The organism is uncultured Algoriphagus sp. (assembly GCF_963974365.1).
GTDB lineage: Bacteria > Bacteroidota > Bacteroidia > Cytophagales > Cyclobacteriaceae > Algoriphagus.
The window spans coordinates 55,207-80,126 of sequence record NZ_CAXBBX010000002.1; the positions used below are offsets into that span (position 1 = coordinate 55,207).

General features: G+C 39.3%; 22 protein-coding genes and 1 riboswitch. Of the genes, 6 read left to right on the forward strand and 16 right to left on the reverse strand.

Annotated elements, in window-relative coordinates; genetic code table 11:
* Window positions 1–2: 2 nt before the first annotated feature.
* From metX to AACZ87_RS02815, 13 genes are all read right to left on the reverse strand, one after another.
* The gene (gene metX / locus AACZ87_RS02755) at window positions 3–1,058 is read right to left on the reverse strand and encodes a homoserine O-acetyltransferase (RefSeq protein ID WP_339864619.1); all 1,056 of its coding nucleotides are present in this window, start codon (window positions 1,056–1,058) and stop codon (window positions 3–5) included.
* Window positions 1,059–1,066: 8 nt separating this feature from the next.
* Entirely contained in the window at window positions 1,067–2,371 is a 1,305-nt protein-coding gene (locus AACZ87_RS02760; protein ID WP_339864621.1) for an O-acetylhomoserine aminocarboxypropyltransferase/cysteine synthase, read from the reverse strand.
* A 171-nt stretch (window positions 2,372–2,542) separates the two neighbouring features.
* A riboswitch (SAM riboswitch) is annotated at window positions 2,543–2,651 on the reverse strand.
* Between the two features lie 92 nt (window positions 2,652–2,743).
* Window positions 2,744–3,391: a carbonic anhydrase gene (locus tag AACZ87_RS02765; RefSeq protein WP_339864623.1), complete on the reverse strand. Its 648-nt coding sequence runs from the start codon at window positions 3,389–3,391 to the stop codon at window positions 2,744–2,746.
* Window positions 3,388–4,929, reverse strand: a complete 1,542-nt coding sequence (locus AACZ87_RS02770) for a SulP family inorganic anion transporter (RefSeq protein WP_339864625.1) — start codon at window positions 4,927–4,929, stop codon at window positions 3,388–3,390. The genes AACZ87_RS02765 and AACZ87_RS02770 overlap by 4 nt, the downstream gene beginning before the upstream one ends.
* A gap of 109 nt (window positions 4,930–5,038) precedes the next feature.
* The gene (argH, locus tag AACZ87_RS02775) at window positions 5,039–6,373 is read right to left on the reverse strand and encodes an argininosuccinate lyase (protein ID WP_339864626.1); all 1,335 of its coding nucleotides are present in this window, start codon (window positions 6,371–6,373) and stop codon (window positions 5,039–5,041) included.
* Window positions 6,374–6,375: 2 nt separating this feature from the next.
* Complete coding sequence (locus tag AACZ87_RS02780) at window positions 6,376–7,446, reverse strand: M20 family metallo-hydrolase (protein WP_339864627.1); 1,071 nt, start codon at window positions 7,444–7,446, stop codon at window positions 6,376–6,378.
* A 21-nt stretch (window positions 7,447–7,467) separates the two neighbouring features.
* Window positions 7,468–8,268, reverse strand: coding sequence for an acetylglutamate kinase (gene argB / locus AACZ87_RS02785; protein WP_339864629.1), 801 nt, complete (start codon window positions 8,266–8,268; stop codon window positions 7,468–7,470).
* A gap of 13 nt (window positions 8,269–8,281) precedes the next feature.
* Window positions 8,282–9,253 (reverse strand): acetylornithine carbamoyltransferase, encoded by a 972-nt coding sequence (locus AACZ87_RS02790; protein WP_339864631.1) that lies wholly within the window; start codon window positions 9,251–9,253, stop codon window positions 8,282–8,284.
* Window positions 9,254–9,256: 3 nt separating this feature from the next.
* Window positions 9,257–10,402, reverse strand: a complete 1,146-nt coding sequence (locus AACZ87_RS02795; protein WP_339864633.1) for an aminotransferase class III-fold pyridoxal phosphate-dependent enzyme — start codon at window positions 10,400–10,402, stop codon at window positions 9,257–9,259.
* Window positions 10,403–10,559: 157 nt separating this feature from the next.
* Entirely contained in the window at window positions 10,560–11,528 is a 969-nt protein-coding gene (gene argC / locus AACZ87_RS02800; protein ID WP_339864635.1) for an N-acetyl-gamma-glutamyl-phosphate reductase, read from the reverse strand.
* A complete protein-coding gene (locus AACZ87_RS02805; protein WP_283413344.1) occupies window positions 11,521–12,714 on the reverse strand; it encodes an argininosuccinate synthase domain-containing protein in 1,194 nt (397 codons plus the stop codon). The genes argC and AACZ87_RS02805 overlap by 8 nt, the downstream gene beginning before the upstream one ends.
* A gap of 37 nt (window positions 12,715–12,751) precedes the next feature.
* Entirely contained in the window at window positions 12,752–13,435 is a 684-nt protein-coding gene (locus AACZ87_RS02810) for a GNAT family N-acetyltransferase (RefSeq protein ID WP_339864640.1), read from the reverse strand.
* A 417-nt stretch (window positions 13,436–13,852) separates the two neighbouring features.
* Entirely contained in the window at window positions 13,853–15,112 is a 1,260-nt protein-coding gene (locus AACZ87_RS02815; RefSeq protein WP_339864642.1) for an aminotransferase class V-fold PLP-dependent enzyme, read from the reverse strand.
* A gap of 244 nt (window positions 15,113–15,356) precedes the next feature.
* Here AACZ87_RS02815 and AACZ87_RS02820 point away from each other — a divergent pair, with 244 nt between their 5' ends.
* From AACZ87_RS02820 to AACZ87_RS02830, 3 genes are all read left to right on the forward strand, one after another.
* Window positions 15,357–16,064, forward strand: a complete 708-nt coding sequence (locus tag AACZ87_RS02820; protein WP_339864644.1) for a DsbA family oxidoreductase — start codon at window positions 15,357–15,359, stop codon at window positions 16,062–16,064.
* A gap of 219 nt (window positions 16,065–16,283) precedes the next feature.
* A complete protein-coding gene (locus tag AACZ87_RS02825; RefSeq protein WP_339864646.1) occupies window positions 16,284–18,698 on the forward strand; it encodes a TonB-dependent receptor plug domain-containing protein in 2,415 nt (804 codons plus the stop codon).
* A gap of 21 nt (window positions 18,699–18,719) precedes the next feature.
* Window positions 18,720–20,084 (forward strand): hypothetical protein, encoded by a 1,365-nt coding sequence (locus tag AACZ87_RS02830; protein ID WP_339864648.1) that lies wholly within the window; start codon window positions 18,720–18,722, stop codon window positions 20,082–20,084.
* A gap of 115 nt (window positions 20,085–20,199) precedes the next feature.
* Here the strand turns inward: AACZ87_RS02830 and AACZ87_RS02835 are convergent, their stop codons facing one another.
* The gene (locus AACZ87_RS02835) at window positions 20,200–21,111 is read right to left on the reverse strand and encodes an SMP-30/gluconolactonase/LRE family protein (RefSeq protein ID WP_339864650.1); all 912 of its coding nucleotides are present in this window, start codon (window positions 21,109–21,111) and stop codon (window positions 20,200–20,202) included.
* 9 nt (window positions 21,112–21,120) lie between these two features.
* Window positions 21,121–21,999 (reverse strand): hypothetical protein, encoded by an 879-nt coding sequence (locus AACZ87_RS02840; protein WP_339864652.1) that lies wholly within the window; start codon window positions 21,997–21,999, stop codon window positions 21,121–21,123.
* Window positions 22,000–22,049: 50 nt separating this feature from the next.
* Between AACZ87_RS02840 and AACZ87_RS02845 the strand changes: the two genes are divergently transcribed.
* From AACZ87_RS02845 to AACZ87_RS02855, 3 genes are all read left to right on the forward strand, one after another.
* Window positions 22,050–23,129: an oxygenase MpaB family protein gene (locus tag AACZ87_RS02845; protein WP_339864653.1), complete on the forward strand. Its 1,080-nt coding sequence runs from the start codon at window positions 22,050–22,052 to the stop codon at window positions 23,127–23,129.
* Window positions 23,130–23,238: 109 nt separating this feature from the next.
* Window positions 23,239–23,544, forward strand: a complete 306-nt coding sequence (locus tag AACZ87_RS02850; RefSeq protein ID WP_339864654.1) for a DUF2752 domain-containing protein — start codon at window positions 23,239–23,241, stop codon at window positions 23,542–23,544.
* Complete coding sequence (locus AACZ87_RS02855) at window positions 23,537–23,917, forward strand: TM2 domain-containing protein (protein WP_283413353.1); 381 nt, start codon at window positions 23,537–23,539, stop codon at window positions 23,915–23,917. The genes AACZ87_RS02850 and AACZ87_RS02855 overlap by 8 nt, the downstream gene beginning before the upstream one ends.
* A gap of 130 nt (window positions 23,918–24,047) precedes the next feature.
* On the opposite strand, the gene AACZ87_RS02860 is transcribed toward AACZ87_RS02855, so the two are convergent.
* Window positions 24,048–24,899 (reverse strand): alpha/beta hydrolase, encoded by an 852-nt coding sequence (locus AACZ87_RS02860; RefSeq protein WP_339864658.1) that lies wholly within the window; start codon window positions 24,897–24,899, stop codon window positions 24,048–24,050.
* Between the last annotated feature and the right edge of the window lie 21 nt (window positions 24,900–24,920).

The window sequence follows — 24,920 nt, forward strand, 5'->3', positions numbered from 1 at the left end:
AATTAATTCTTTTGCTGCAAGTAAAATGACTTCAGAATATAAGAAAGCTGCTCAAATTCAATCAGAAATGCATCGTGACCAGCTGTTGATGTAATTTCCTTGTAAGTGCCTTTTTTCACCTTTTGACTGATGTATTGAGATTCTTCTGGAAGAAAGAGCAAATCAGAGTCTACTCCAATTGCCAATACATTAGCTTCAATATTGCCCAGAGCCTGCTCCAAGCCACCACGGTTTCTACCCAAATCATGGGAATCCATGGTTTTGCTCAGAGTCCAGTAGGAGAGTGCGTTAAAACGCTTAGCTAACTTTTGACCTTGGTAACGGAGATATGAAGAGGCTCGATAATTATCCAATTTATTTTCTGGATCTGCCTGCTTTGTAGCTAGATCATTTGGATGTCTATATGTAAGCATTGCGATAGCTCTTGCCGTTTCCAACCCTTTTTGCCCAGCATTTTCTCTACATTCACCCCAGGTGCAATCTGATTCTATCGCCATACGTTGGGTTTCATTGAAGCCTACCACCCAAGGTCTAGATTTGGAGGTAGACGCAAGAATAATTGCATTCTTAAGCTTGGTACCTAATTCATAAGCCCATTCCAGTCCAACTTGACCGCCTAAAGACCCGCCGATAAGGCTATGAATAGTATCTATTTTCAAATGAATCCTTAAGCGTTCCAGACCTTGCGCCATATCCCGCGTGGTCATCTGAGGGAAATCGTAATAATAGGGCTTACTAGTTTTGGGATTCTCACTGAACGGCTGAGTAGAGCCATAGCAAGATCCTAGGAGATTTGCACAGATTATAAAATGATTTGCCGGATCAAAGAATTTATCTTCTCCTATCAAACCATTCCACCATTCTGAAGCATTTGAATCTCCAGTAAGCGCATGAATGACCCAAATTACATTTGATTTTTCAGAATTTAACTGGCCATAAGTGGTATAGCCAAGATCAAATTCTGGGAGAACTTCTCCTGATTCCAGATGTAGAGGCAAACTAGAATGAAATATTTTCTGGGTCATGGTAATCGAAGCGTACTGACTTTTAAGATTCATTTGTTGGTTTAGATTTTATCGAATGCTTGTTGTAGATCCGACTTAATATCTTCTATGTGTTCGATTCCACAGGAGATTCTTAGTAAGGACGGCGTAACACCTGCAGCAAGCTGTTCTTCATCTGATAATTGCTGATGCGTAGTTGCGGCCGGTTGAATAATTAGCGTTTTAGCGTCACCCACATTAGCTAGGTGAGAGATTAATTCCAAATTATTGATCAAAGCAGAAGCTTGGTCTTTATCTCCTTTGAGTTCAAAACTCAACACGCCTCCAAAACCATTTTTCAAGTATTTTTTAGCCAATTCATGGTAAGGTGAAGATGCTAATCCTGGGTAATTAATTTTTTGTACAGCAGGATGTGATTCCAGCCATTTTGCCAAAGCCAAAGCATTATCAACTGTTTTTTGTACTCTAAGTGATAGTGTTTCTATGCCTTGCAATAGCAAAAACGAGTTAAATGGACTGATCGCTGGACCAAAGTCACGAAGACCTTCTACTCGAGCTCGAATCGCAAAAGCTATATTTGGAAGTCCAAGAGGGTTGTTTTCACCAAATACCTCCCAGAAATTCAAGCCATGATAACCTTCTGAAGGCTCAGAGAACTGCTTAAATTTGCCATTTCCCCAGTTGAAGTTTCCTGCATCTACAATAACTCCACCGATAGAAGTACCGTGTCCACCTATCCACTTAGTCGCTGAAGAAGTGACAATATTAGCTCCATGTGCGATTGGTTGGCATAAAAAACCACCAGCTCCAAATGTATTATCAACCACCAAAGGGATATCGTGCTTTTTAGCTACTGCAGCAATAGCCTCGAAATCAGGAATGTTAAACTCAGGGTTTCCTATTGTTTCCAGATAAATCGCTTTAGTATTCTCATCAATGAGAGCTTCGAAATCTTCAGCGTTTTTCCCTTTTGCAAATCTTGCATCGATTCCGATTCGTTTAAAGGCTACTTTAAACTGATTGAAGGTACCTCCATATAGAAATGGGCTAGAGACGAAATTATCGCCCACTTCCATGATATTATTCAGTGCTAAAAATTGAGCAGCCTGACCTGAACTGGTTGCAACTGCAGCCACACCGCCTTCTAAGGCAGCAATTCTTTTTTCAAATACATCTGTGGTCGGATTCATGATCCGTGTATAGATATTGCCAAATTCCTTTAGTCCGAACAGGTTGGCGCCGTGCTCAGCAGAATTAAACACATAGGATGTGGTCTGATAAATAGGAACTGCACGAGAATTAGTTGCTGAATCTGGCTCTTGACCAGCGTGAACTTGCAATGTGTCGAAGTGAAGATTTTTTGACATGTTATTATGGATTTATGGTTTGAAAAACGTGTTAAAATGAAAACTAACTCATAAAAATTAGAGCTAGTCCAAAATAGGCATCGTATGCCAGAGGTAAGCCAAAAGCTTAACTGCAAATAAATTTTGAAAGAAAAGGGAAGAAGGGGAGTATCCTAGGTGCATATACTTATGAACTTATAGTTCCAAATAAGATTATCTCATTTGGCAGGAATTGGCACCTTGGACTTTCCAGGTTGCCAGAGGGTCAATGAGCCTGTCTCTCGCCTCTTCTATATAAATCCGAGCACTAAAAGTGATAGGATGCTGCAAAGTAAAGGTCAGCGAGTGGGAAATCAAAATATATTTTCACTCGCTGACCAAAAAACTTGAAGTTTATTTATCTAATTCCTCAGCGTCAAATCTGAAGATTGGATTGATACTACTAAGATCAGGTTCGATATTGACTAGTTCTTTCACCAAACCATCTTTCAGACCGTAAGCCCATCCATGGATTGTTGGCGCATTTCTGGATTTCCAAGCTTTTTGAATTGTAGAAGTTTTGATTAGATCTTGGCATTGTTCGATCACATTCAATTCTACTAATTTGTTTACTTTATCCTCATGTACTTCAATAGCATCGATCTCATTCTGGTAAGTCTTATAAACTTCTTTGATATTCAATAGCCATTTATTGATAATCCCGTAGCTCTTATTTCCTAATGCAGCATCTATTCCACCACATCCGTAATGACCACAAACAATGATATGCTCTACCTTGAGAACTACAACAGCGTATTCCAACACACTAAGTAGGTTAACATCCGTATGGACAACCATATTAGCGATGTTTCGGTGTACAAAGATCTCACCTGGGTCTGTCCCGGTAATTTGATTAGCTGGAACTCTACTATCAGAACATCCAATCCAAAGGAATTTAGGTGATTGCTGCTTTTCTAGTCTTCCAAAAAAATTCGCATCAGCCAATTTTTGATCAGCTGACCACGCTTTATTTTGTATTAAGAGTTTCTCGTAAGGGTTCATATATTTTCGTGAATTTTATATTGATATCCTTCTATTGTTACACTTATATTTTTGTCTGGACATGAGGCAATGAAGTCGTTTAAAACTTCCTGAATGTCGTGATCAATGAATTGGGATTTCTGAGCATTGATAATCAGTTTGGAGCCAGAAGGAATTCTCTCCAATTGCTTCATTAATAAAGCTTTATTCAAAAATGACACATCTTTTTGAAGTTTTAGCAAATAGTTACCATTCAACTCGGTCAAAGTTACAGCGCGAACGAAATTTGTCTTCACCACGAAGAATAAACCAAACACCATACCTATTCCAATTCCTACCAAAAGGTCAGTAAATAGGATAGCAACTACGGTTACGATAAATGGGATAAATTGATCCCAACCATTCCTATAGATATTTATGAAAATTGATGGCTTTGCAAGTTTGTATCCTACTACAAATAAGACAGCAGCCAAACAACTTAACGGAATCAAATTAAGCGTAGTAGGAATCGCAAGCACCAAAATCATCAACAAGACACCATGAAGGATTGCAGATAGTTTTGTCTTCGCTCCAGTAGCGATGTTAGCTGAACTCCTCACAATTACAGCTGTAATTGGTAAACCACCAATTAATCCTGAAACAGTATTTCCAACGCCCTGTGCAAATAATTCTTTGCTTGGCGGACTGGTTCTTTTCATAGGATCAAGCTTATCAGCAGCATCTATACTTAGCAGAGTTTCAAGACTTCCTATGATAGCAATGGTCATTGCCACTATCCAGAAGGTACTTTCACCTATCATTGAGAAATCTGGAAATGTCAGCAAATCACCTATTTCTCCCAAATTATTTAACACAGGAATACTTACTAAATGCTCTCCGTCCAATTGCCATTCTGGTTTCCAAATGCCATACAAATAGTTTATTACTATTCCGGAAATTACTGCCCACAATGCTCCCGGAACAACTCCAAAGATTTTATGATTTTTAAGCTTTGGTTTTTCAAAAGCAATTAAAATTGCTAAACCTACTAATACAATAGGGATAGCTCCGAAGCTGCTATATTTGAAAGCATACCAAATCTCCGAGAATGTATTGTGGTCATCTGCTTGTAAAAAGGCTTGATCTCCCATCAAATCCACATCGTAGCCTAAGGCATGTGGGATTTGCTTTAATATTAGAATCAAACCTATCGCCGTAAGCATCCCTTTAATGACAGAGTGTGGAAAGTAGTATCCAATTACTCCAGCTTTTGCAAGTCCTAACCCAACCTGAATCAATCCTGCTATTACGAGTGTACCAAGAAATAGGGGTAAACTACCCATGCTATTGATGGAATCGAGTACGATTACTGTCAATCCTGCTGCAGGACCACTGACACTTACATTAGACCCAGAAAGGCTTCCTATCACTATTCCGCCTACAATACCCGCAATTAGACCAGACATTGGCGGAGCGCCACTTGCTACTGCAATCCCCAAACAAAGTGGCAAAGCCACCAAGAAAACCACTAAACTGGCTTTCAAATCATATTTGAGATTACTTCCAAAAAGGTTAGTCATTTTATTGGGTTTGTTCGGAAGGATATAAGAATTTTGTTTTCTAATTCTTATAAAAATAAATTATTGTATTGAATCATTCTAATTTATCATATAAAAACTGGCAAAAGACTTATTTTAAAAGAGCTTCAATGGATTGCTGAACGGCTCTATAATTAAATTGTTCTATTGCTGTTTGCATTTTTTTCTCTATTTCCTGAAGATTCAAATTACCTATGCTCCCTTCATGCGAGTGATTCAGCTTAGTTTGGTCTGGAGCAAAATTATCAGACTCTATATCCATCCCCACTTGCTTGTAGGCATCTCTAAAAGGTGTTCCTTTCAATACCAAGTCATTTACTACCTCGACAGAAAATAAGTGTTTGTAAAATGGATCGGATAAAATATTCTCTTTCACCTTGATAGACTTTAGCATAAAAGTGGTCATGCTCAAACAGGATTTTAGACTTTCCAAAGCAGGGAAAATCTCTTCCTTAAGTAATTGCAAATCTCTGTGATACCCAGTCGTTGTGTTAGTCAAAATCATCGAAACTGCATTCGGAACTGACTGAATCTGATTTGTCTTTGCTCTGATCAACTCAAAAACATCAGGATTTTTCTTATGTGGCATGATACTACTTCCTGTAGTCAAATCATCCGGGAATTTTATAAAGGCAAAATGCTGATTCATGAAAATACAAACATCAGATGCCATTCTATTTAGCGTTCCTGCCATTCCTGCCATGGCGAAAGATAAAGTTCTCTCAGTTTTTCCTCTACTGTTTTGAGCATTCAGCACATTGTGATGAAGATCAGCAAAACCTAGAAGTTCTGTAGTCATTGTTCTATTCAACGGAAAACTAGACCCATAACCAGCGGCAGAACCCAGCGGGTTTTTATTAGCCAGATCAAAAGCAGCTTTCAGCAAACCCAAATCTTCTGATAACCCCTCGGCAAAAGAACTAAACCAAAGGCCGAAAGAGGAAGGCATTGCAAGTTGCGTATGAGTATAGCCTGGCATTAAATCGCCTTTATGCTTTTCGGCTAATTTGATCAGCAAATCAAATAACTCTTTGCTTTCTTCTACCAAACCCTGAATTGCGGCTCGGTAATATAGCTTTAGATCAACCAGAACCTGATCATTTCGGCTTCTTCCACTATGAAGTTTCTTGCCAACATCTCCAAATCGCTCAGTAAGTAGAAATTCCACCTGAGAATGCACATCTTCTACGCCTGTTGCTATTTCAAACTGACCTTTTTCAATTTCGAAGTAAATGTCTTTCAGTCCACGCTGCAGAATTTCATTTTCCTCAGCGGTCAAAAGACCAATCGTAGACAGCATCTCGGCATGAGCCATAGATCCAAGAACATCAAATGGTGCCAAAAGTATATCAAACTCAGGATCGCGGCCAATAGTGAAGGATTCCACTTCCTTTTTGCTTCCTGTTTCTTTTTGCCAAAGTTTCATTTCTAATTAGTTTGAGTAAGTATAGCTGCGTAAGTTTCAAGGATCTTGATATAGCCTTCTATGCCTTCTTGAATTTCGTTCAAATAAATATATTCATCTGCAGAATGTGACCTAGCTGAATCGCCAGGGCCGATTTTGACAGATGGGTAGGGGATTAAAGCCTGATCCGAAAGAGTAGGACTTCCGTAGGTTTTGAGGCCAAGTTGCTCGCCAACTTTTAGAATCAAATGACCTTCCGGTACATGGGAAGATTGAAGTCTGAGTGAGCGCGGGGTAAGCTCAGCATTAAGAGATCCTTTTAATTCGTCTAATGCTCCTTCCAAAGAATAAACATCAGTCACTCGAACATCCAATACAAATTCGCAAAGATCAGGAACTACATTATGCTGCTGCCCAGAATGAATCACAGTGGCAGATACTTTCGTCTTACCCAGAAACTGGGAAACCTTTTCAAATTCAAAATCTTTAATCTTTTGCAAATCATCCAATGCCAAATAAATAGCATTTACCCCCTCTTCTCTAGCGGCATGCCCTGCTTTTCCATAGACTTTTGCATCAATCACCATTAGGCCTTTTTCTGCAACTGCCATATCCATTAAGGTAGGTTCTCCTACGATTGCCAACTCACAGGGAGGAAGTTGATCAATCACTGAAGCGATTCCATTTTTTCCTGAAATCTCCTCCTCAGAAGAAGCGATCATAATTAGGTTAAATGGAAGCTCTTGGCCGTAGAAATGCGAAAAAGCTGCCATTAAGCTTACTAACGGTCCTCCGGCATCATTACTTCCTAGACCGTATAATTTTCCATCTTCGGTAATTGCCAGAAAGGGATCCTTAGTATAGCCTGCGTTTGGTTTTACGGTGTCATGATGGGAATTCAGCCAAATAGTAGGTTTATCCTTATCAAAGGGGTTCGCAAAAGCCCATATGTTATTTCCTGATTTATGTACTTCAATATCTCTAGCCGTGAAGAATTCTTCGATAACTTCTGCAGTGGAGCTTTCTTCCTTCGAATAGGATGGAATCTCTATTAGCTGAGTAAGAAGCTGAACTGCATTGTCATATAATTCCATCCTTACTTTCTAATTATTGTATTAATAGAGGTCATAGCGGCTTCGCTCTATAGTAGTTCCAGAGAGCTTACCTTTTGCTGCCAAATGAAGGTTTTCAGCTTTACCGATCCAAACGTGATTCACGCCTTTCTCCAAAGCTTCAAATGCATTATCCAATTTTGGGATCATTCCTGAATGAATTACATTTTCCTTGCGTAGTTCTTCGTATATATCCTCATTGATCAGCGGAATGATAGAGTTTTCATTCTTTTCGTCAATCAAAACTCCGCTCTTATTGAAGCAGAAATAAAGGTTTACTTGATGCTCTTTGGCCAGGCTCGTTGCTAGGGCAGAGGCAATGCTATCAGCATTTGTATTGAGCAATTGACCTTTTGCATTGTGTGTAATGGCATTTACTACAGGAAGTAAATCACCTGAAAGTAAATGATCAATGAGCTTGGTATTAACTTCCTGAATATCACCTACAAATCCATAATCAATTCCTTTGACAGGACGCTTGATGGATCTGATAATATTTCCATCTGCTCCACACATTCCAATCGCATTTACTTTTAATGCCTGAAGTTTAGCGACAATGTTTTTGTTGATCAAACCAGCGTAAACCATCGTTACTACATCGAGCGTTTCCTGATCGGTAATTCTTCTTCCGTCTACCATTTCTGGCATTACACCGAGGGATTCGCCAAACCGGGAAGCCATTACTCCGCCTCCATGAACCAATATTTTGTGTCCAGGAAACTTGGCAAAAAGGGCTAAAAATTCATCTAGTTTTTCAGGAAAGTCGATGACATTACCTCCGATTTTAATAATACTTATTTTCATTGGGCGTAAGTCTTTAATTATTTCCTAGCAGATGGCTAATTGCCGCCTGAGCTGCGAAAATTCTATTTTTTGCTTGCTGTTGAACCAAAGATCGAGGACCATCCAAGATTTCATCTGACAGTTCAAGATTTCTTCTAACAGGAAGGCAGTGCATTACTTTAGCATTTTTGGCATTTTCAAAGTGATTTTCGGTAAGCATCCATGAGGAATCAGTAGATAATATCTTGCCGTAATCATTAAAAGATGACCAATTTTTAACATACACAAAATCAGCGTCTTCTAACGCTTTACTTTGATTATATTCTATAGTAGCGCCTTTAGTGAACTCTTCGTCCAACTCATATCCTGTTGGATGGGTAATTGTCAAATCATGTTCCATACCGAGCGTCCATTCTGCAAAGGAATTAGCTACTGCGTGTGGAATTGCTTTGATATGTGGGCCCCAAGTCAAAACAACCTTTGGTTTGTTTTTTCCTGACCAATTTTCTCTGATCGTAATCTGATCAGCAAGACTTTGAAGTGGGTGACGGGTTGCAGATTCCAAACTCACAATTGGAACGCCAGAATATTTAACAAATTGAGAAAAGGTAAAATCACTCATGTCTTCTTCTTTATTAGTCAAAGAAGGGAAAGCACGAATGGCTAAAATATCAAAATAAGATCCTAACACAGCTGCAGCGTCCTTGATATGCTCCACAGTGCCGCGATTCATTATTGCACCTTCCTGCATCTCCAGAGCCCAACCTTCCTTATCCATATTCAGCACAATAGGCTCCATTCCCAAGTTCATAGCTGCTAACTGTGTGGAAACACGTGTTCTCAGAGATGGATTTAAGAAAATACATCCAATGCGTTTCCCTTCACCTTTTGCCTTATCAAGTGTCGGGTTTGCTTTGTATGCTAAAGCTTGCTCGATTAATTGGTTTCCTAACTCGAGGGATTCAAATTTTGTAAAGTGCTGTAGTGGCGGGATATTATTGGCCATTAGTTAACTGGTAGGGGATTGACTTAAGATTTCTTTTAATGCGGATATAAACGAATTTAATTGATTCCACTCGATATTTAAAGGAGGCAGGAGTCTTATCGTATTCTTTCCTGCGGCACTTCCTGTGAACATGTGGTATTTCTTTACTAATTCTGATCGTACTGGTCCAGCTTCACGGTCAAGATCGATACCGATCATCAAGCCTGTACCTCGAATAGCAGTGATTCCAGAAATTCCTTTCAATTCTTCTAAAAGCTTTTCGCCAAGTTCAGAAGCATTTTCCAATAGGTTTTCCTTTTCAATAACTTCCACAACTGCCAATCCAGCTGCACATGCCAGGTGATTGCCTCCAAAAGTGGTTCCAAGAAGTCCGTATGTAGCTTTGAAAGCTGGAGAAATCAAGATCCCACCGATAGGAAAACCATTTCCCATTCCTTTTGCCATGCTGATGATATCGGGACTAATTCCATCTACCAATTGATGTGCAAAGAATTTGCCTGTACGACCAAAACCTGACTGGACTTCGTCCAAAATCAATTTTGCCTCATATTTTTTGGCAAGTGAAGCTAAGCCCTGAAGGAATTCTGCACTTGGAACTTGAATTCCATTTACACCTTGGATTCCTTCAATGATTATCCCAGCTATTTCATTTGATTTCAAAGCCTCTTCTACAGCCTCTAAATCTTCCCAAGGAAGGATATGAAAATCCTCGCGTGCATTGCAAGGAGCAACGATTTTTGGGTTGTCTGTCAAAGCGACAGCACCTGATGTTCTCCCGTGAAAACTTCCAGAAAATGCTATAAAGCCAGATTTTCCAGTTGAAAAAGATGCAAGCTTGATTGCATTCTCATTTGCTTCAGCGCCGGAATTACAAAGGAAAAGCTCATAGTCAGGATAACCTGAAAGCTCACCCAATTTTTCAGCATATTCCTTTTGAATTGGAATCTGGACTGAGTTTGAATAAAAAGCGATTTGATCCAACTGATCTTTTATACGCTGTACATAGTGTGGATGCGTGTGACCAATGGAAATCACAGCGTGACCTCCATAGAGATCTATATATTCTTGTCCGTTTTCGTCCCAAAGTTTTGCTCCATCAGCTTTTGCTATGGTCACAGGGATCAGGGGATATACATCGAATAATTTCATGTTGAATTACGATATGTGAAATACGATTTACGGCTTTATTTAGAACTTCGTAAATCAATTTCTAGGTTGGAGAATGATGAATGTTAAATGAGAAATGATGAATTACAAAGTATCACTCACCAAATCTTGAATCTTGAGTCTAACGTCTAATATCTAATCAGAACGCTATACTTTTCAGATTCAAGCCCATCCTCTCCTCAAGTCCAAATGCCAAGTTGTAATTCTGAACTGCCTGTCCTGAAGCTCCTTTGAGCAAGTTGTCAATAGCAGAATAAATCACCAATTGACCCGCTTCTTTCTGCACGTAAACAATCGCTTTATTTGTGTTCACTGCTTGCTTCATGTCGATGTCGTTGTCAGAAACATGTGTAAATGCAGCATCTTTATAGAATTCCTTGTAAGCTGCTACAGCTTCTTCCTGAGTTCCTTCGAATGGGAAATAAGCTGTAATCCAGATACCTCTAGGGAAATTCCCACGATATGGAACAAATAGAATCTCAGAAGAAAAGCTTGTATTTAGCTGCTTGAAAGTCTGGTTTATTTCCTTCAGATGCTGATGCGTAAAAAGCTTATAGACAGACATATTTGAAGATCTATAGCTGAAATGAGATGTCTCAGCAAGTTTCTTCCCAGCACCTGTACTTCCTGTTACTCCAGAGATCTGGATCGTATCTTTTACCCAGCCTTTTGCGATAGCTGGAAGTAATGCCAGTTGGATTCCGGTAGCAAAACAGCCTGGATTTGCGATCTTCTTCGCAGTCTTGATTTTCTTAGCATTCACTTCTGGAAGACCATAGGTAAAGCCGTTCGACTCGTCGCGGAAATCAGTGGACAAATCGATCAAAACTGTCTCAGGAGAGAAGGAATGTTGATCTAGAAATCCTTTGGTCTCACCATGTGGCAATCCTAAGAATACAGCTTCAATTCCTTCCGTTTGTACTTCATCTGAGAAAATAAGCTCACAATCTCCGATTAGATCCGGATGAACCTCAGATACTTTTTTGCCCTTCTGGCTATTGCTATGTACGTAGACCAGTTCGCAAGCAGGATGATGAACCAAAAGACGAAGTAATTCGCCTCCCGTATATCCTGCCGCGCCTATGATCGCTGTTTTTATTTTAGTCATTGTCTGAGTTTACCTTATGGAAAATTGAAGTTTGGTTACCCAAAATACGGGTAAAGCCCTTCACATCTTCAGCAGTATAGCCTTTGTTCATTTCACCATAGCTGCCAAACTTGTTGGACATCAGGTCATGATCAGAAGTGATTCCAAGTAAAGTAAAACGGTAAGGCTGAAGGAGAACACGAACGTTACCAGTCACGAAAGTCTGAGTGCTCTCCATGAATTCTTCCAAGTTTCTCATCACTGGATCTAAGTAATGACCTTCATGTAGGTGATTACCGTAGAATTCAGCTAATTGATTTTTCCAGAAAAGCTGCCACTTCGTAAGTGTGTGCTTCTCTAGCAACTGATGACCTTTGATGATGATCAGAGGTGCTGCAGCTTCAAATCCTACGCGGCCTTTGATACCGATAATCGTATCACCAACGTGAATGTCACGTCCGATTCCATAAGGAGCTGCCAAAGCTTGAAGTGATTGGATGGCTTCAACAGAATCATCGAATTGTTTTCCATCAACACCCTTAAGTTCACCTTTTTCAAATGACAATATTACTTCAAGAGGCTCTATTGCTGTAGCTTTAGTAGGCCAAGCTTCTTCTGGAAGATAATCTGAAGAGGTTAGTGTCTCTTTTCCTCCTACAGAAGTCCCCCAAATGCCTTTATTGATTGAGTAAGCAGCTTTCTCAAAATTCATTGATACACCATGCTTTTTCAAATAGTCAATTTCCTCAGCGCGGCTCAATTTCAAGTCACGGATTGGAGTGATGATCTCTATGTCTGGAACAATCGTTTGGAAAATCATATCAAAACGAACCTGATCATTTCCTGCTCCTGTAGAACCGTGAGCGACTGCTTTTGCACCGATTGACTTTGCGTATTCAGCTAGAGATTTTGCCTGAAGAATTCGCTCGGCTGATACAGAAAGGGGATAAGTTTGATTTTTCAGCACATTACCATAAACCAAATACTTGATCACCTCATTATAATAGGTGTCCATTACATGGAGAATCTTAAAAGAAGCTACGCCTAAGCCTTTCGCCCTTTCTTCAATATCTTTCAATTCTTCCTCGGAAAATCCGCCAGTGTTCACTAAAACTGCATGCACTTCATAACCGAGTTCTTTGGAAAGATGCAAGGCACAAAATGTGGTATCCAAGCCTCCACTGTAGGCTAATACTATTTTCTTCATTGTTATAGGATTTTGCTTCCAAAAAGGAAGAATTGATTTATAAAAAGATGCTTGAAATAGTGTCTTTTGACTTGTTCAATTTAAGCATCACATATTTCTTTAATCTTACCCAGCGATCAAATAATTTGAGATCTTTTTTGAAATCCTCACGAAGGGCCAACTCCTGCGTGTGATTGCGCTTGGAATTTGGATCGTAAAGCATCGCTGTGCAAAGACAGTTTTGTCTGTTTTTACTCATTAAGATTTCGTAATTCACACAGCTTTGGCAGCCTTTCCAGAACTCATTGTCATCCGTAAGATCTGAATAGGATACAGGAATATAGCCCAACTCAGAGTTGATTTTCATTACTGCAGCTCCCGTAGTTAATCCAAAAATATTGGATTCTGGATATTTCAAACGGCTAAGTTTGAATACTTCATTTTTGATCTTGCGGGCAAGGCCGTATTTTCTGTATTCAGGAGAAACGATCAAACCAGAGTTTGCTACATATTTTCCATGACCCCAGGCCTCGATATAGCAGAAACCTGCCCATTTACCATCTGAGGTTAGTGCGATTACAGCTTTGCCTTCGTCCATTTTGGTTTCCACATAGGCAGGGCTACGCTTGGCAATACCAGTGCCGCGCGCTTTTGCAGAATTCTCCATCTCTTCAGTAATCTGAGTGGAGTAAACCTTGTGGGTAGGATTAGCTACAATAATCTGAAATGAAATGTTATCCATTAGGGATTGCATGTGTTAATTCCGAAGAAATCGGAAATTGGTAAATAAATCAAAGTGTAAAAGGGCGAGCACGTACTCCACGTAGGAATACAAATATTTATCAAAGGGTTAAACCCTATAGAAAAATCTACACGTCCTTATAGGAGTGAAAAAAGCAATAGCATCAGCCTTCATTGCCACAGGAGTAGCTTGAAAGAAAGTTGGCGCTATGTGATTTACTTGTGTCATGCGTAATAGGGAGGCAAAATTCATTCCTTAGCAAGGAAAATGCAAGAGTTTTAAAGAATAATTTAGAGCAAAAGCCAAATTTTTATTGAATTCAGAATATAACAAGGTCTATTCCGCCCAAATAAGCAGCTACAGAATAATATTTGGCAAGTAATTATCAAAAATACAATTGAGAGTAGCCCAAAAGACTTATGCATTTCCAGACATTTCCTTCAGAGCTTGAACAAATTTGTCCATTTCGGCCTCCGATGTATAAACATTTGGGGAAATCCTACAGCCATTCACACCTCCAGCCCCATTGATCGCTACTGTAAAAATTTTGTACTTATCCATAAGTGTCTTGGCCATGTCTGCCGGGGTCATTGCATCCAAATCTACATTGGCTATAGCACAGGAACGTTGCGGATCTTTTGGGGTATTCACATTTATTCCTGGAAGATCTCTTACTTGATCTGACCAGTAGCGCTGAATGTATCTCAGTCGATCTTCCTTTCTCCTGCTTCCCATTTTATTGTGAAAGTTGATGGCATCTATAACCGAAAGATCTGTAGACACTGGGTGTGTTCCCGTATGATTAAGATTTAGAAGTGTCTTTTGATCTAGTTCATAAGGAGCTAGAAGCGGTCGGATTTGTCCACTCTTGCCTTTTTTGACATAAAGCATTCCGCAACCAAGAGGAACGCTAAGCCACTTGTGAAGGCTAGAACCGTAATAGTCACAATCTAGCTTAGAGATATTGAAATCAAAATGACCAACTGCATGAGCTCCATCAAGCATGATTTCAGCCCCGTAACTGTGGGCCATATCAGCAATTTTCCTAACTGGCAAAATATGACCTGTGATATTTACAATATGCGGAACCATTAATAATCTTGTGTTCGGAGTCATTGCTCTTTCAAAAGTGGCTACAATCTCCTCATCATTTTCCGGATGCATGGGGATGTCAATTCTTTTGACCTTGATTCCATATCGCCTTTCAGCGAGTTCAAACATATTGAGCAAACTACCATAATCCTGATTGGATACGATGGCTTCATCCCCGGCTTTCCAAGGATATCCTGAAATGATCAAATCAATAGACTCAGTTGTATTCCTAGTCAGTACGACTTCATCGGGAGAAGCTCCAACAAGCTCAGCCACCATCGCAGCACTTTTGACTTTATTGTCCCATTGTACCGTCCGCATGTAACTTGAAGCTTGATAATTCACTTCTCGTAGATGCTTGATATAATTTTCTAAAGTTTCTTCGGGCAAAAAGCAGTAATACCCATTTTCAAGGTTGATGTAATCAGGTTTGAGCTTATATGCAGTACGGATTTGATCCCAGAAGTCAGCAGCATTAGGATCAAGATCTACTATTGATTTTGCCTTTGCTTTTTCTGGAGAAAAAATTGAACCAGATCCAATTCCTAGGAAGGCTAAAGACTTTAAGAATTTACGTTTGTTCATAGCTGAGAGGAATTGAAGTTGGATTGGTCAAAGTATATAGCTTATTATCCATACAATTAATAATATGATCGCAACCCAAGTAATCCAAGGGGATCTCTGAGGGAATTCGAATTTACAGATAGGGCAAATCTTTGCTTTGGAATCTACCTCCATAGCGCAGGAAGGGCATTCTTTGGTTTTCAAATCAGATGAACTCTTTTGGCTTAATTTCTATTTCATCATAAGTTAATTAAAGAATTTAGCTATGAAAATAGAAATATGGTCAGATGTAGCATGTCCATTTTGTTACATTGGCAAGAGAAAAATTGAAAAGGCAATTGAAAAATTTCCTCAGAAAGATAAAATAGAGATTGAGTGGAAGAGCTTCTTGCTTAACCCAGATCAAGTCACTCAACCAACTAAGAGTTCCCAGGAATATCTGGCTGAAGTAAAAGGATGGTCACTGGAACAAACAAAGGAAATCACTGCCAATGTAGCCAATATGGCTGCTCAGGAGGGGTTGGAATACCACTTAGACAAAACTGTTGTAGCGAATACTAAGAAAGCTCACAGACTTTTGCATCTGGCTAAAACCGTAGGAAAAGGGGATGAGATGAAAGAAAGCTTGCTCAAAGCATACTTTACTGATTCGGTCAATATAGATGATAATGCGGCTCTGCTAAACTTAGCAAATGAAATAGGTTTGGAAGAAAATGCTGTCACAGAAGTACTGAATTCAGACAAATTCGAAAATGAAGTAGATCAGGATATATACGAATCAAGACAGCTAGGCGTGAAGGGAGTTCCTTTCTTCGTTCTGGACAGGAAGTTTGGGATATCAGGAGCTCAGCCAGATGAAGTATTTGACCAGACATTGGAAAAAGCTTGGAATGAATATGCCAAGACTAATCCAGTACTTGATATGGCTGAAGGTGATGGTGGGGCTTGTGATGTGGACGGAAAGAATTGCTAGAGAGTCATAGTTAGAATTTAACTTAAGGCTATTGGATTTATTTTCAATAGCCTTTTCTATTATATTTGTTTTTATTTAGATTTTTTATAAATAGTAAACGCTTGATTTATAAAGGGATAAGTTCGTTCCTGAATTTAGGACCATTAATTTTTATAATCGTTATTTAGATTAATTATAATTAAAAGCTAGTTTTGCCTCCTGATACATCGCAGGCGGTCCATGAAAACAAGTCTTACCTTTTTATTTTTTACGTTCGGAATATTGCTTTCTGATTTTACTTTTGCCCAAACAGGCAACGTATCAGGAACATTGACCTTTGAAGACGGGGCTCCTGTGGCATATGCTTCTGTTTTTATCCAAGCATTGAAAAAACATGTACTCACTGACGAGAAAGGTAGATATACACTGGACGAAGTTCCATTTGGAACACATCAGGTAGAGATTAATAGCATAGAAATTCAAAACCTAAGTTTTTCCATCGCTTTGGACAAGTCCTCATTGAAAGTGACAACCAACGCAAAAAGAGTTGATGATAGCGAGCTAGCAGAGGTTCTGGTTCAAGGGGAATCCTATAAGACACAGGTGGAAAAATCAGGATTTGCAGTAAATGTGATAGATACCAAAGAAGCCAGCCTTAGAAATATTCAAACAAACGAATTGTTAAATACGACTGTAGGAGTAAAAATCCGTCAAAATGGCGGATTAGGTTCTGAGGTAAACTATAGCTTGAATGGCTTGTCAGGAAGTGCTGTTCGGATTTTTATCGATGGAATTCCCATCTCTGCATATGGCAATTCATTCAACCTGAATAGCATTCCCCCTTCAATGATTAAGGAAATTGAGGTGTATAAGGGAGTGGTTCCCGGACACTTGGCTGACGATGCCTTGGGCGGAGCTATCAATATTGTGCTCCAAAACTCCACTCAGTCAAATTTTGGCGCTTCAGTTTCTTATGGTTCTTTTAATACACTTCAGGCTAGTATAAACGGCCTGCATCGCTTCAAGGAATCAGGATTCACTGTTAAAGGATCTCTTTTTTATAATTACTCAGATAATGATTACAAGGTCTCCGGCAGAAGTGTGGTGGTTACTGGAATAGGAGGCGTGCAGACCCCTGTGACTGCCAGAAGATTTAATGATGCTTACAGATCCTCAGGAGGAATGTTGCAGATTGGCTATACGGATGTAAAATGGGCCGATCAATTTTTAATTGGATTCACAGGATCCAGTGATTACAAAGAAATTCAGCATGGGGCTTTTATGACCATTATGCCTTACAAAGACAGATTTATGGAATCTGATGCTATGCTGATGAATCTTACTTATCAAAAGAAAGATCTATTTGTAAAGGGGCTGGATGTAACTATCAATGGATTGTATGGCAAACGCAATCGAATGGTGAGCGATACGCTAGCATGGGCCTACAGCTGGAATGGAGAACGGGCAATTGATTTTAGAGGAAATGAATATCAGTATTCATGGAGATCCCAGCAGGAAGGTAGCGGGCCTACACTGGCTAAAATCAACAGGAATGTATCTTCCATCAGAACAGGCTTGTCCTATGCCATAAGCAAGAATCACAGAATCATGCTTAATCATGTTTACAGTGGCATAGATCGGGTGGATAGTGATCAGTTGAGATCAGTTTTGGAAAATACCTTCAGAGGTACCAGAGATTTGCGAAAAAACATTGTCTCCCTAACCTATGAGCTAAATGCTTTAGATGAAAAACTTAGAGCTAATGTATTTGGTAAATACTACCAGCAAGAAACGATAAATATTGACCCAGAGATAAACAAAGAAACCAATGAAATAGTAGATGATATTACCAGTGCCAACAAAGTAGATGAAGGCTACGGCTTTACTCTTTCCTATGCAGTACTTCCGAATATCACCTTGTTAACTTCTGCCGAAAAAGCGATCAGACTACCCAATGAAAGTGAAGTTTTTGGTAACGATGGGGATAATGTGGTAGCCAATCCAAGTATCCGACCGGAACTCAGCAACAACTTTAACCTTGGGTTTCGACTAGGGACATTCCATATAGACCAACACAATTTTACGGTTTCTTCCAATCTATTCACCCGTAATATTAAAGATAGAATCGGTTTGCCGATTGAGACATCCTTGAATGTCAATGATGAGACTATACTTTATGAAAATCAAGGGAATGGCACATCCAAAGGATTTGATGCCCAATTGGATTACACCTTCAACAACAATTTTGGATTCAATTTCAATGTATCCCGTTTTGATTTGAAAATAGTGAATAGAGGTGTAGAAATTGACGTACCAAACACGCCGTTTTTCACCATGAATGGGAATTTGCGCTATTCCTTCGAAGATTTAATTCAAAAGGATTCACGCTTGAATCTTTTCTACACCATGTACTTCACGGATGCGTTTTCATACCTCGTACCTCAGGGTGCAAATACAGTAGGTGATGAATTTTTCAAAGTACCCCAACAACTAGCCCAAGATTTAGGACTTAGTTATGTTTTTCCGAGCAACAAGCTGGTCATGAGTTTTGACATTAAAAACATATTCGACAAACCTGTCTATGATAACCTGTCTGTCCAAAAACCAGGAAGAGCATTTTACCTCAAATTAAACTATAGAATCAATAATAATTAACCAATTAATACCAACTAACTAATGAAACACACTTTTAGAAATTTCCAAAAACTGACTGCTTTGATCTTAGCAGGTGGGCTAATGGCAGCATGTACAGAAAACCCTGATCCCAACCCAAATCCGGATCCGGATCCAGTTGGAGAAAGCAGATGGATTACTGTTGCCGCTGCTAAAATGGGTGATAATCCTGGTGATGGAAATGGAGGGACATTAATCTATTCCATATCCAGTGAAGAGGCCAAAGACCCTTCTGTATCCATTGCCCCGTTTGATAATGGTTTTATAGTGCCTTCTAACAGAACAGCAAGATTACAGTCTTCAGAAGATGGTAGCACAATGTTTAACATTAGCTATGCTGGTGATACGGGAGGTCAATACACGAAATACACAGTTGAAGGTGGACAGAATTTCACTCAAAATGGTACTGGAGTAAGTATTGCACCTTACGTAGGATCTGCACCGAGATGGATAAAACTATTTGATGGAGACCAAACAGGAGCAGCTGTATATGTCAATACAGAGGCTCAATTTGATGACAATGGTACACCAACTGATGCAACTGATGACACCTATTTGCGTCACGAAGCAACCATGGGCGTTGTAACATTGAATCTGGTAAATTCATCTATCATAGAATTTCAGGAAAGCGACCTAGTCTTAAGTGAAGAAGAGGAGGCAAATGGGTATTATATTTCCAGAATTGACATGCCCACTTTAAATGCAGCAGGTGATAAACTGTACATCGGCGCGCGCCTAAGCAAAGTAGACCCTGCCACCGGAGAATCTGATAATTCAGGCGAAATTTTAAACGCCAAAACCATTGTATTGGATTATCCATCTTTGCTGAATCCAACTGTAATTTCATCTGGTGTAGGATACGGGAATACGAATGGCTATCGTAGCATTAATGCTTTTGAATTGCAAGGAAGTATTTATCAAGCTAATCAAGGCGATCCCAACGGTTCTCACATCCTAAAAATTGGTGCAAACAATCAATATGACGATTCTTATGTGTTTAATCTAGACGATGCTCTAGGTGTAGAAGGTGCGTATATTCTGGCATGGAGACCTGCTGCAAACGGAAAAGCAGTTATCGCTTATCGTCATGATGGTTCCGAAGAAGGAGTGGCTGGTGCTCAGGGATTCTTTGCTTTGGCCGATCTAAATGCAAAAACAGCTGTAAAACTTAATGATATACCTTACGACCCAGATTTTTACTTATTTCAGTATCAAGGATTTGTAGTGAATGGATCAGATATTTACCTTACTCAAGCTCCTGTTGGTGAAAACGGAAACATATATGTAGTAGATACCGAAACAGGTATGGTTACAAAAGGAGCTCAACTAGAAAACGTAGCTGGAAGTCACTTTATAGGTGTATTTTAATTCTATATCTTATGAAAGAATAGATTAGCAACAGCTAACTATCCAAACATAGAAAACCCGGAAGATTAATTTTCTTCCGGGTTTTTTATGTTTATAATCTATTTTAAAAATGCTTTTACCAAACGCCTCTGGTTTTCATCTGCAAGGTATAAACTGCATCCGAAGCGGTGATAAACAATGTTTTTCTATCTAAGGCCCCAAATACCACATTTGCTGTCCAGCCCGCAGGAACAGGAATATGGGCGATCTGCTCACCTTTACGATCAAAAACAGTAACTCCTTTTCCTGTTAGGTAAAGATTTCCCCTGTCGTCTATTGTCATACCATCTGATCCCATTTCACAGAAAAGCTCTTTATTGATCAAATATCCATCATCCCGAACCTCATACTTATAAGTCTTTTGTGCACCAATATCAGAAACAAACAAGTATTTACTATCAGGAGAACCCACTATACCATTTGGCTGTACTAGATCATCCGTCACTGCAAATAGCTCTGTTTTGTCTGCTGACAAAAAGTATACATTCTGACCAGTTTGCTCAGACTCCTCACTTCTTTCCCAATAAGGTCTGACATAAAGCGGGTCGGTAAAGTAAATTCCACCTCGGGGTCTAACCCAAAGGTCATTCGGTCCATTTAGTTTTTTCCCCTTAAAAGCAGTTATCCAAACTTCGTGATTTCCATCCGTGTCAATAGCCCAAAGTTCATTTTTGTTGTCTGCAGCAGTTATCAATTTGCCATCCAACATGAAATACATGCCATTTGATCTTCCTGCATCTTCTTTGAAAACACTTACCTCATTGGATAAGGCATTCCATTTATGAATTCGATTATTTGGTTGATCTGTGAAATAGACGTCTCCAAAGCGATTGACAGCTGGTCCTTCAGTGAAGGAAAATCCATCCTGAACTTTCACTAATTCAGCATTTTTAGCAACAATGCCTTTTTTATCTTCTATTTCTTGGGAAAATGCCTGTGCTCCAATCAGAAGCGCGGCCATAAAAAGGGTTGATTTAATAGGGTTCATAGTGTATTGTTATTTTCTATTCATTGCGACCACTAGCACATTTTGATCTTCGCTGTAAGCCATTCGGGTGATGTTTTCGTGCGTGTTGGACTCGATTATACCGAGTGATTCCCAATCTGGACTGTTATATTTTCTTATAAACACTTCATTTCCTGAAGCCATTAGCAGGTGGTTTCTATCCAGCCAAATAAAATCTTGGGAACCAGCTATTCCCTCAAGATATACTTCACGCTTTTCATTTTCTATATCGTAGCTTTTTATTACTCCAACTTGATTTTCGGCGGGTTGAGATAAGTAAGTGATTTCAGATGTTTTAGGTCGTTTCTTGATGGATCTTTCGACAGCGGAATCAATCTCGATAAGATCATTTCTTCCTCTTGCATAAATCAACTTATTAGGCTCTCCAAGCACAAACATAGCAGCTTTATTGTCATACCAATCATAATATCCTACGGGTTCTATATCATCATACAGTAATTCGGCTGGCTCAAAACTAGTAGGGTAGAGCCAAATTCGCTGCTTCTCGTCTTCTTCCATCACCACTGCAGCGATGTACATGCCACAATCTGTAATGCTAGGGGAAAACTCACTACGATCAGAGGTTTTAGAAAGATTGGTGAATTTATCCGATTCAAAATTATAGACAATAATGTCATGATTGCCATTTTCATCTGCAGCTGAGAATACAAGTTGATATTCATTGATGAAACTAGGTTGGTTGTCATATTCAGGCCTGTCAGTGAGTGTATGAGCTGTTTCTGTCAGTAATTCTAATTTGCCGCCCTTTCCACTTGTAGGGATCACCCAAAGATCCGTTCCTACCTGAGCAAGAACCGGGAACGACTCGAATACCATGGATAAAAGCACTAAGCAAAAACTCTTTTTCATCTTGTTACTAAAATTTTTCAACCAAAATACAAAATCAAGGTTAGAATGATGTGAGCAAATTACAACTATACAAGAATATCGAATTTGATAGATTGCGAACTATTCAAGATCCTCTTGCTGATCAATTAGTTAGCCAATTATTACTAAATCCAGAATTAATCCAATTAATTAATTCGTGGGAAGAAATACCAGAAAGGATCGAGACTTCATTTCCAAAAGAGTTTCAGGACTATTTCAATTTTTTCCTGAATCAAAATCAATTGCAAGAAGAAGTGTTGGTTCAAGGTCAGAAACTATTTGATGAAAAGGGAGATTTGTATTTAGCCATGCTGGGTTTTTATTCTCTTCCCTACACCTATTCATTTGGAGATGGTGCAGAAGTCCTTGTCAGATCCAAGAGAATCCTCAATGACATCGGCCGCAGGTTGGGAGAAACAGGAAGTTTTATCCTAGATATTTTTGAACCTGGAGCTTTTCTTACCAATAAGAAAGCATTTCTGACATGTGCAAAAGTTCGTTTGATCCATGCGTTTAGTCGCTATTTGATTTCAAAATATGCTACTGATTGGAATGAGGAATTTGGCAAACCCATTAATCAAGAAGATCTACTTGGAACCAATATTTCCTTTAGCCTTATAGTGATTCGGGGATGGAAGAAAATGGGATTTAAGGTTAACTCCACTGAAGTAAATGAGTTGATGTCCTATTGGAAATGGATAGGCAAGATGTTGGGAATTCATGAATCCTATTGGCCAGAGAATGCCAAGGAAGCATTTGCATTGGAAAAATTGATGAGAAAGCGTCACATGAAATACTCAGATGCAGGAAATCAATTGATGAGGGCTTTGGTTAAACATTACAAATCCACTATTCCTGATCAACTTCTGGCTACTCAAGTTGAGCCAATTTTAAATTTTTTTCTTGGAAAAGAAGCTTCTGCAGCTGTGGGGATCCAAAGCTCAATTCCAGTAAATGGAGAATTGTTAGGGTTGGTGTTTAAGTTTTCCGGCTGGAAAACCTATGGAGCAACTAAAGGCTATGCACAAATCGCTAGACAGTTTGATTCCAATCAAAAGTTACTTTTTGGAGAGCGCTTGAAAATAAATCTCCCAGTTCTAAATCGTTCATAAGTGAACACTTTTATGTACGATTGCATGTACATAGTTAAGTACCAACTGTTAATTTAGCCAAATTAGAGGCATTTTACGAGATGGCATCTTTTTCGTAATTAAGCATAGCATGAAAGTAATTACCCAATGGATATCAAACTTGCCGCTGGAGCTGATCTTTTGGATCGGAAGTCTAGTAGCAGTTCTTCTCTTGGATCCTCATGGTGGAAGTCATTTAAGTCTTTGCCCTCTGAGTCAACTAGGAATTGATTGGTGTCCAGGCTGTGGCTTGGGAAGGTCTATGAGTCTCCTTGCAAAGGGTGAATTTCAAGCTTCCTGGGAAATGCATCCACTAGCTTTGCTAGCTTATGTGGTGATTATTTCTAGAATCTGGCAACTTATTAAAAACTTAAAAACAACACACAATTATGGCTAATGTATTAAGACATCTTCCTGAACTGGAAGGAATGGAACTGGGTTACATCCAGGGTTTGATGAAAAATATGGATGAGGATCAAGCATCTCTTTTTGCACAAGTTTATCGAGCTAGAAGAAAAGACTCTCAGATGATTTTGATCCTAACACTTCTTGGTTTCTTTGGTTTTGCCGGACTTCATAGATTCATTCTTGGTCAAATAGGATTGGGGATACTCTACATCTTGACGATAGGACTTTGTTTTATAGGTACGATTGTCGATTTGGTGAATTACAAGAGTCTTGCCTATGAGTATAACATCAAAGTGGCTCATGAGACGATGAACATGCTGAACGCGAATTATCCTGGAGATGTGACCAACACTACTACCTAATTATAAACTTAACTAGTGCTAAAGCCGGAGGAAACTTCGGCTTTTTTTGTTCAAATTTTTACCGCTAAGTTCACTGAGACTTACAATAAGTGCACAGCAGGGATAATTTTCTAAATTGAACTTTGCTAATCTATTCAATCTTTACTTCTGGGTCTTTTACCAAATACCCTAATGACTGAAGAAAATCATCAGCAGCTTGAACTGTTTTTTGGTAATTCTCAAAATTTGGGTAGTTGAAAAAACCATGTGGCTGATCTTCATATAAAATCAAATCACATCTACTCCCAACTTTTTCCATCACCATCTGAAAGTATTGGGCGGTAACTACTGGAATAAGTTTGTCTTTTGTTCCCAGTAAAAATAGGGTAGGAGGTGCACCGGCATGGATATTAAGCATTGGTGAAAAATTCACAAACTGCTTTCCGATTCTTTCATATCCATATCCACCTGGGCCATTATCGATGACAGGATTGAAAAGTACCAAAGCATTCGGAATCGCACTGAAGTTGACATCATCGCCAGGATCATTATATCCTTTGACCAAGGCAGTGGCAGCTGCTAAATGTCCACCCGCAGAACCACCAGAAGCGATGATTTTGTCTGGGTCAATGTGGTATTTACCCGCATTTTTGCGCAAGTATCTTATGGCCGATTTGGCATCTGAAACTGATTCATAAGGGCTAGTTTGATGTTGTTTTTTGGTTCTGTAATCAACCAAAAAACAAACCATACCTCTCTTGGCAAAGTAGGCTGCTTGAGGTTCAATTTGAGCTCTTGAGCCTGAATTCCACCCTCCACCAAAAAAGAATACCAACGCTGGATAATCCTTCTCAGGCTTTATTTGCTCAGAATAATGCACCTCCATAAATAGCTGGGTTGTATCTATTTTCTTGTAAAGAAATAGCTCCTGTGCGAATGCTAAATTGGTTGTGAAAAGAAGAAATACTAAACCAATTGAAGTAAAGAAGGGCAGTTTAATCATAGCGGTAAGGATTATTCTGGG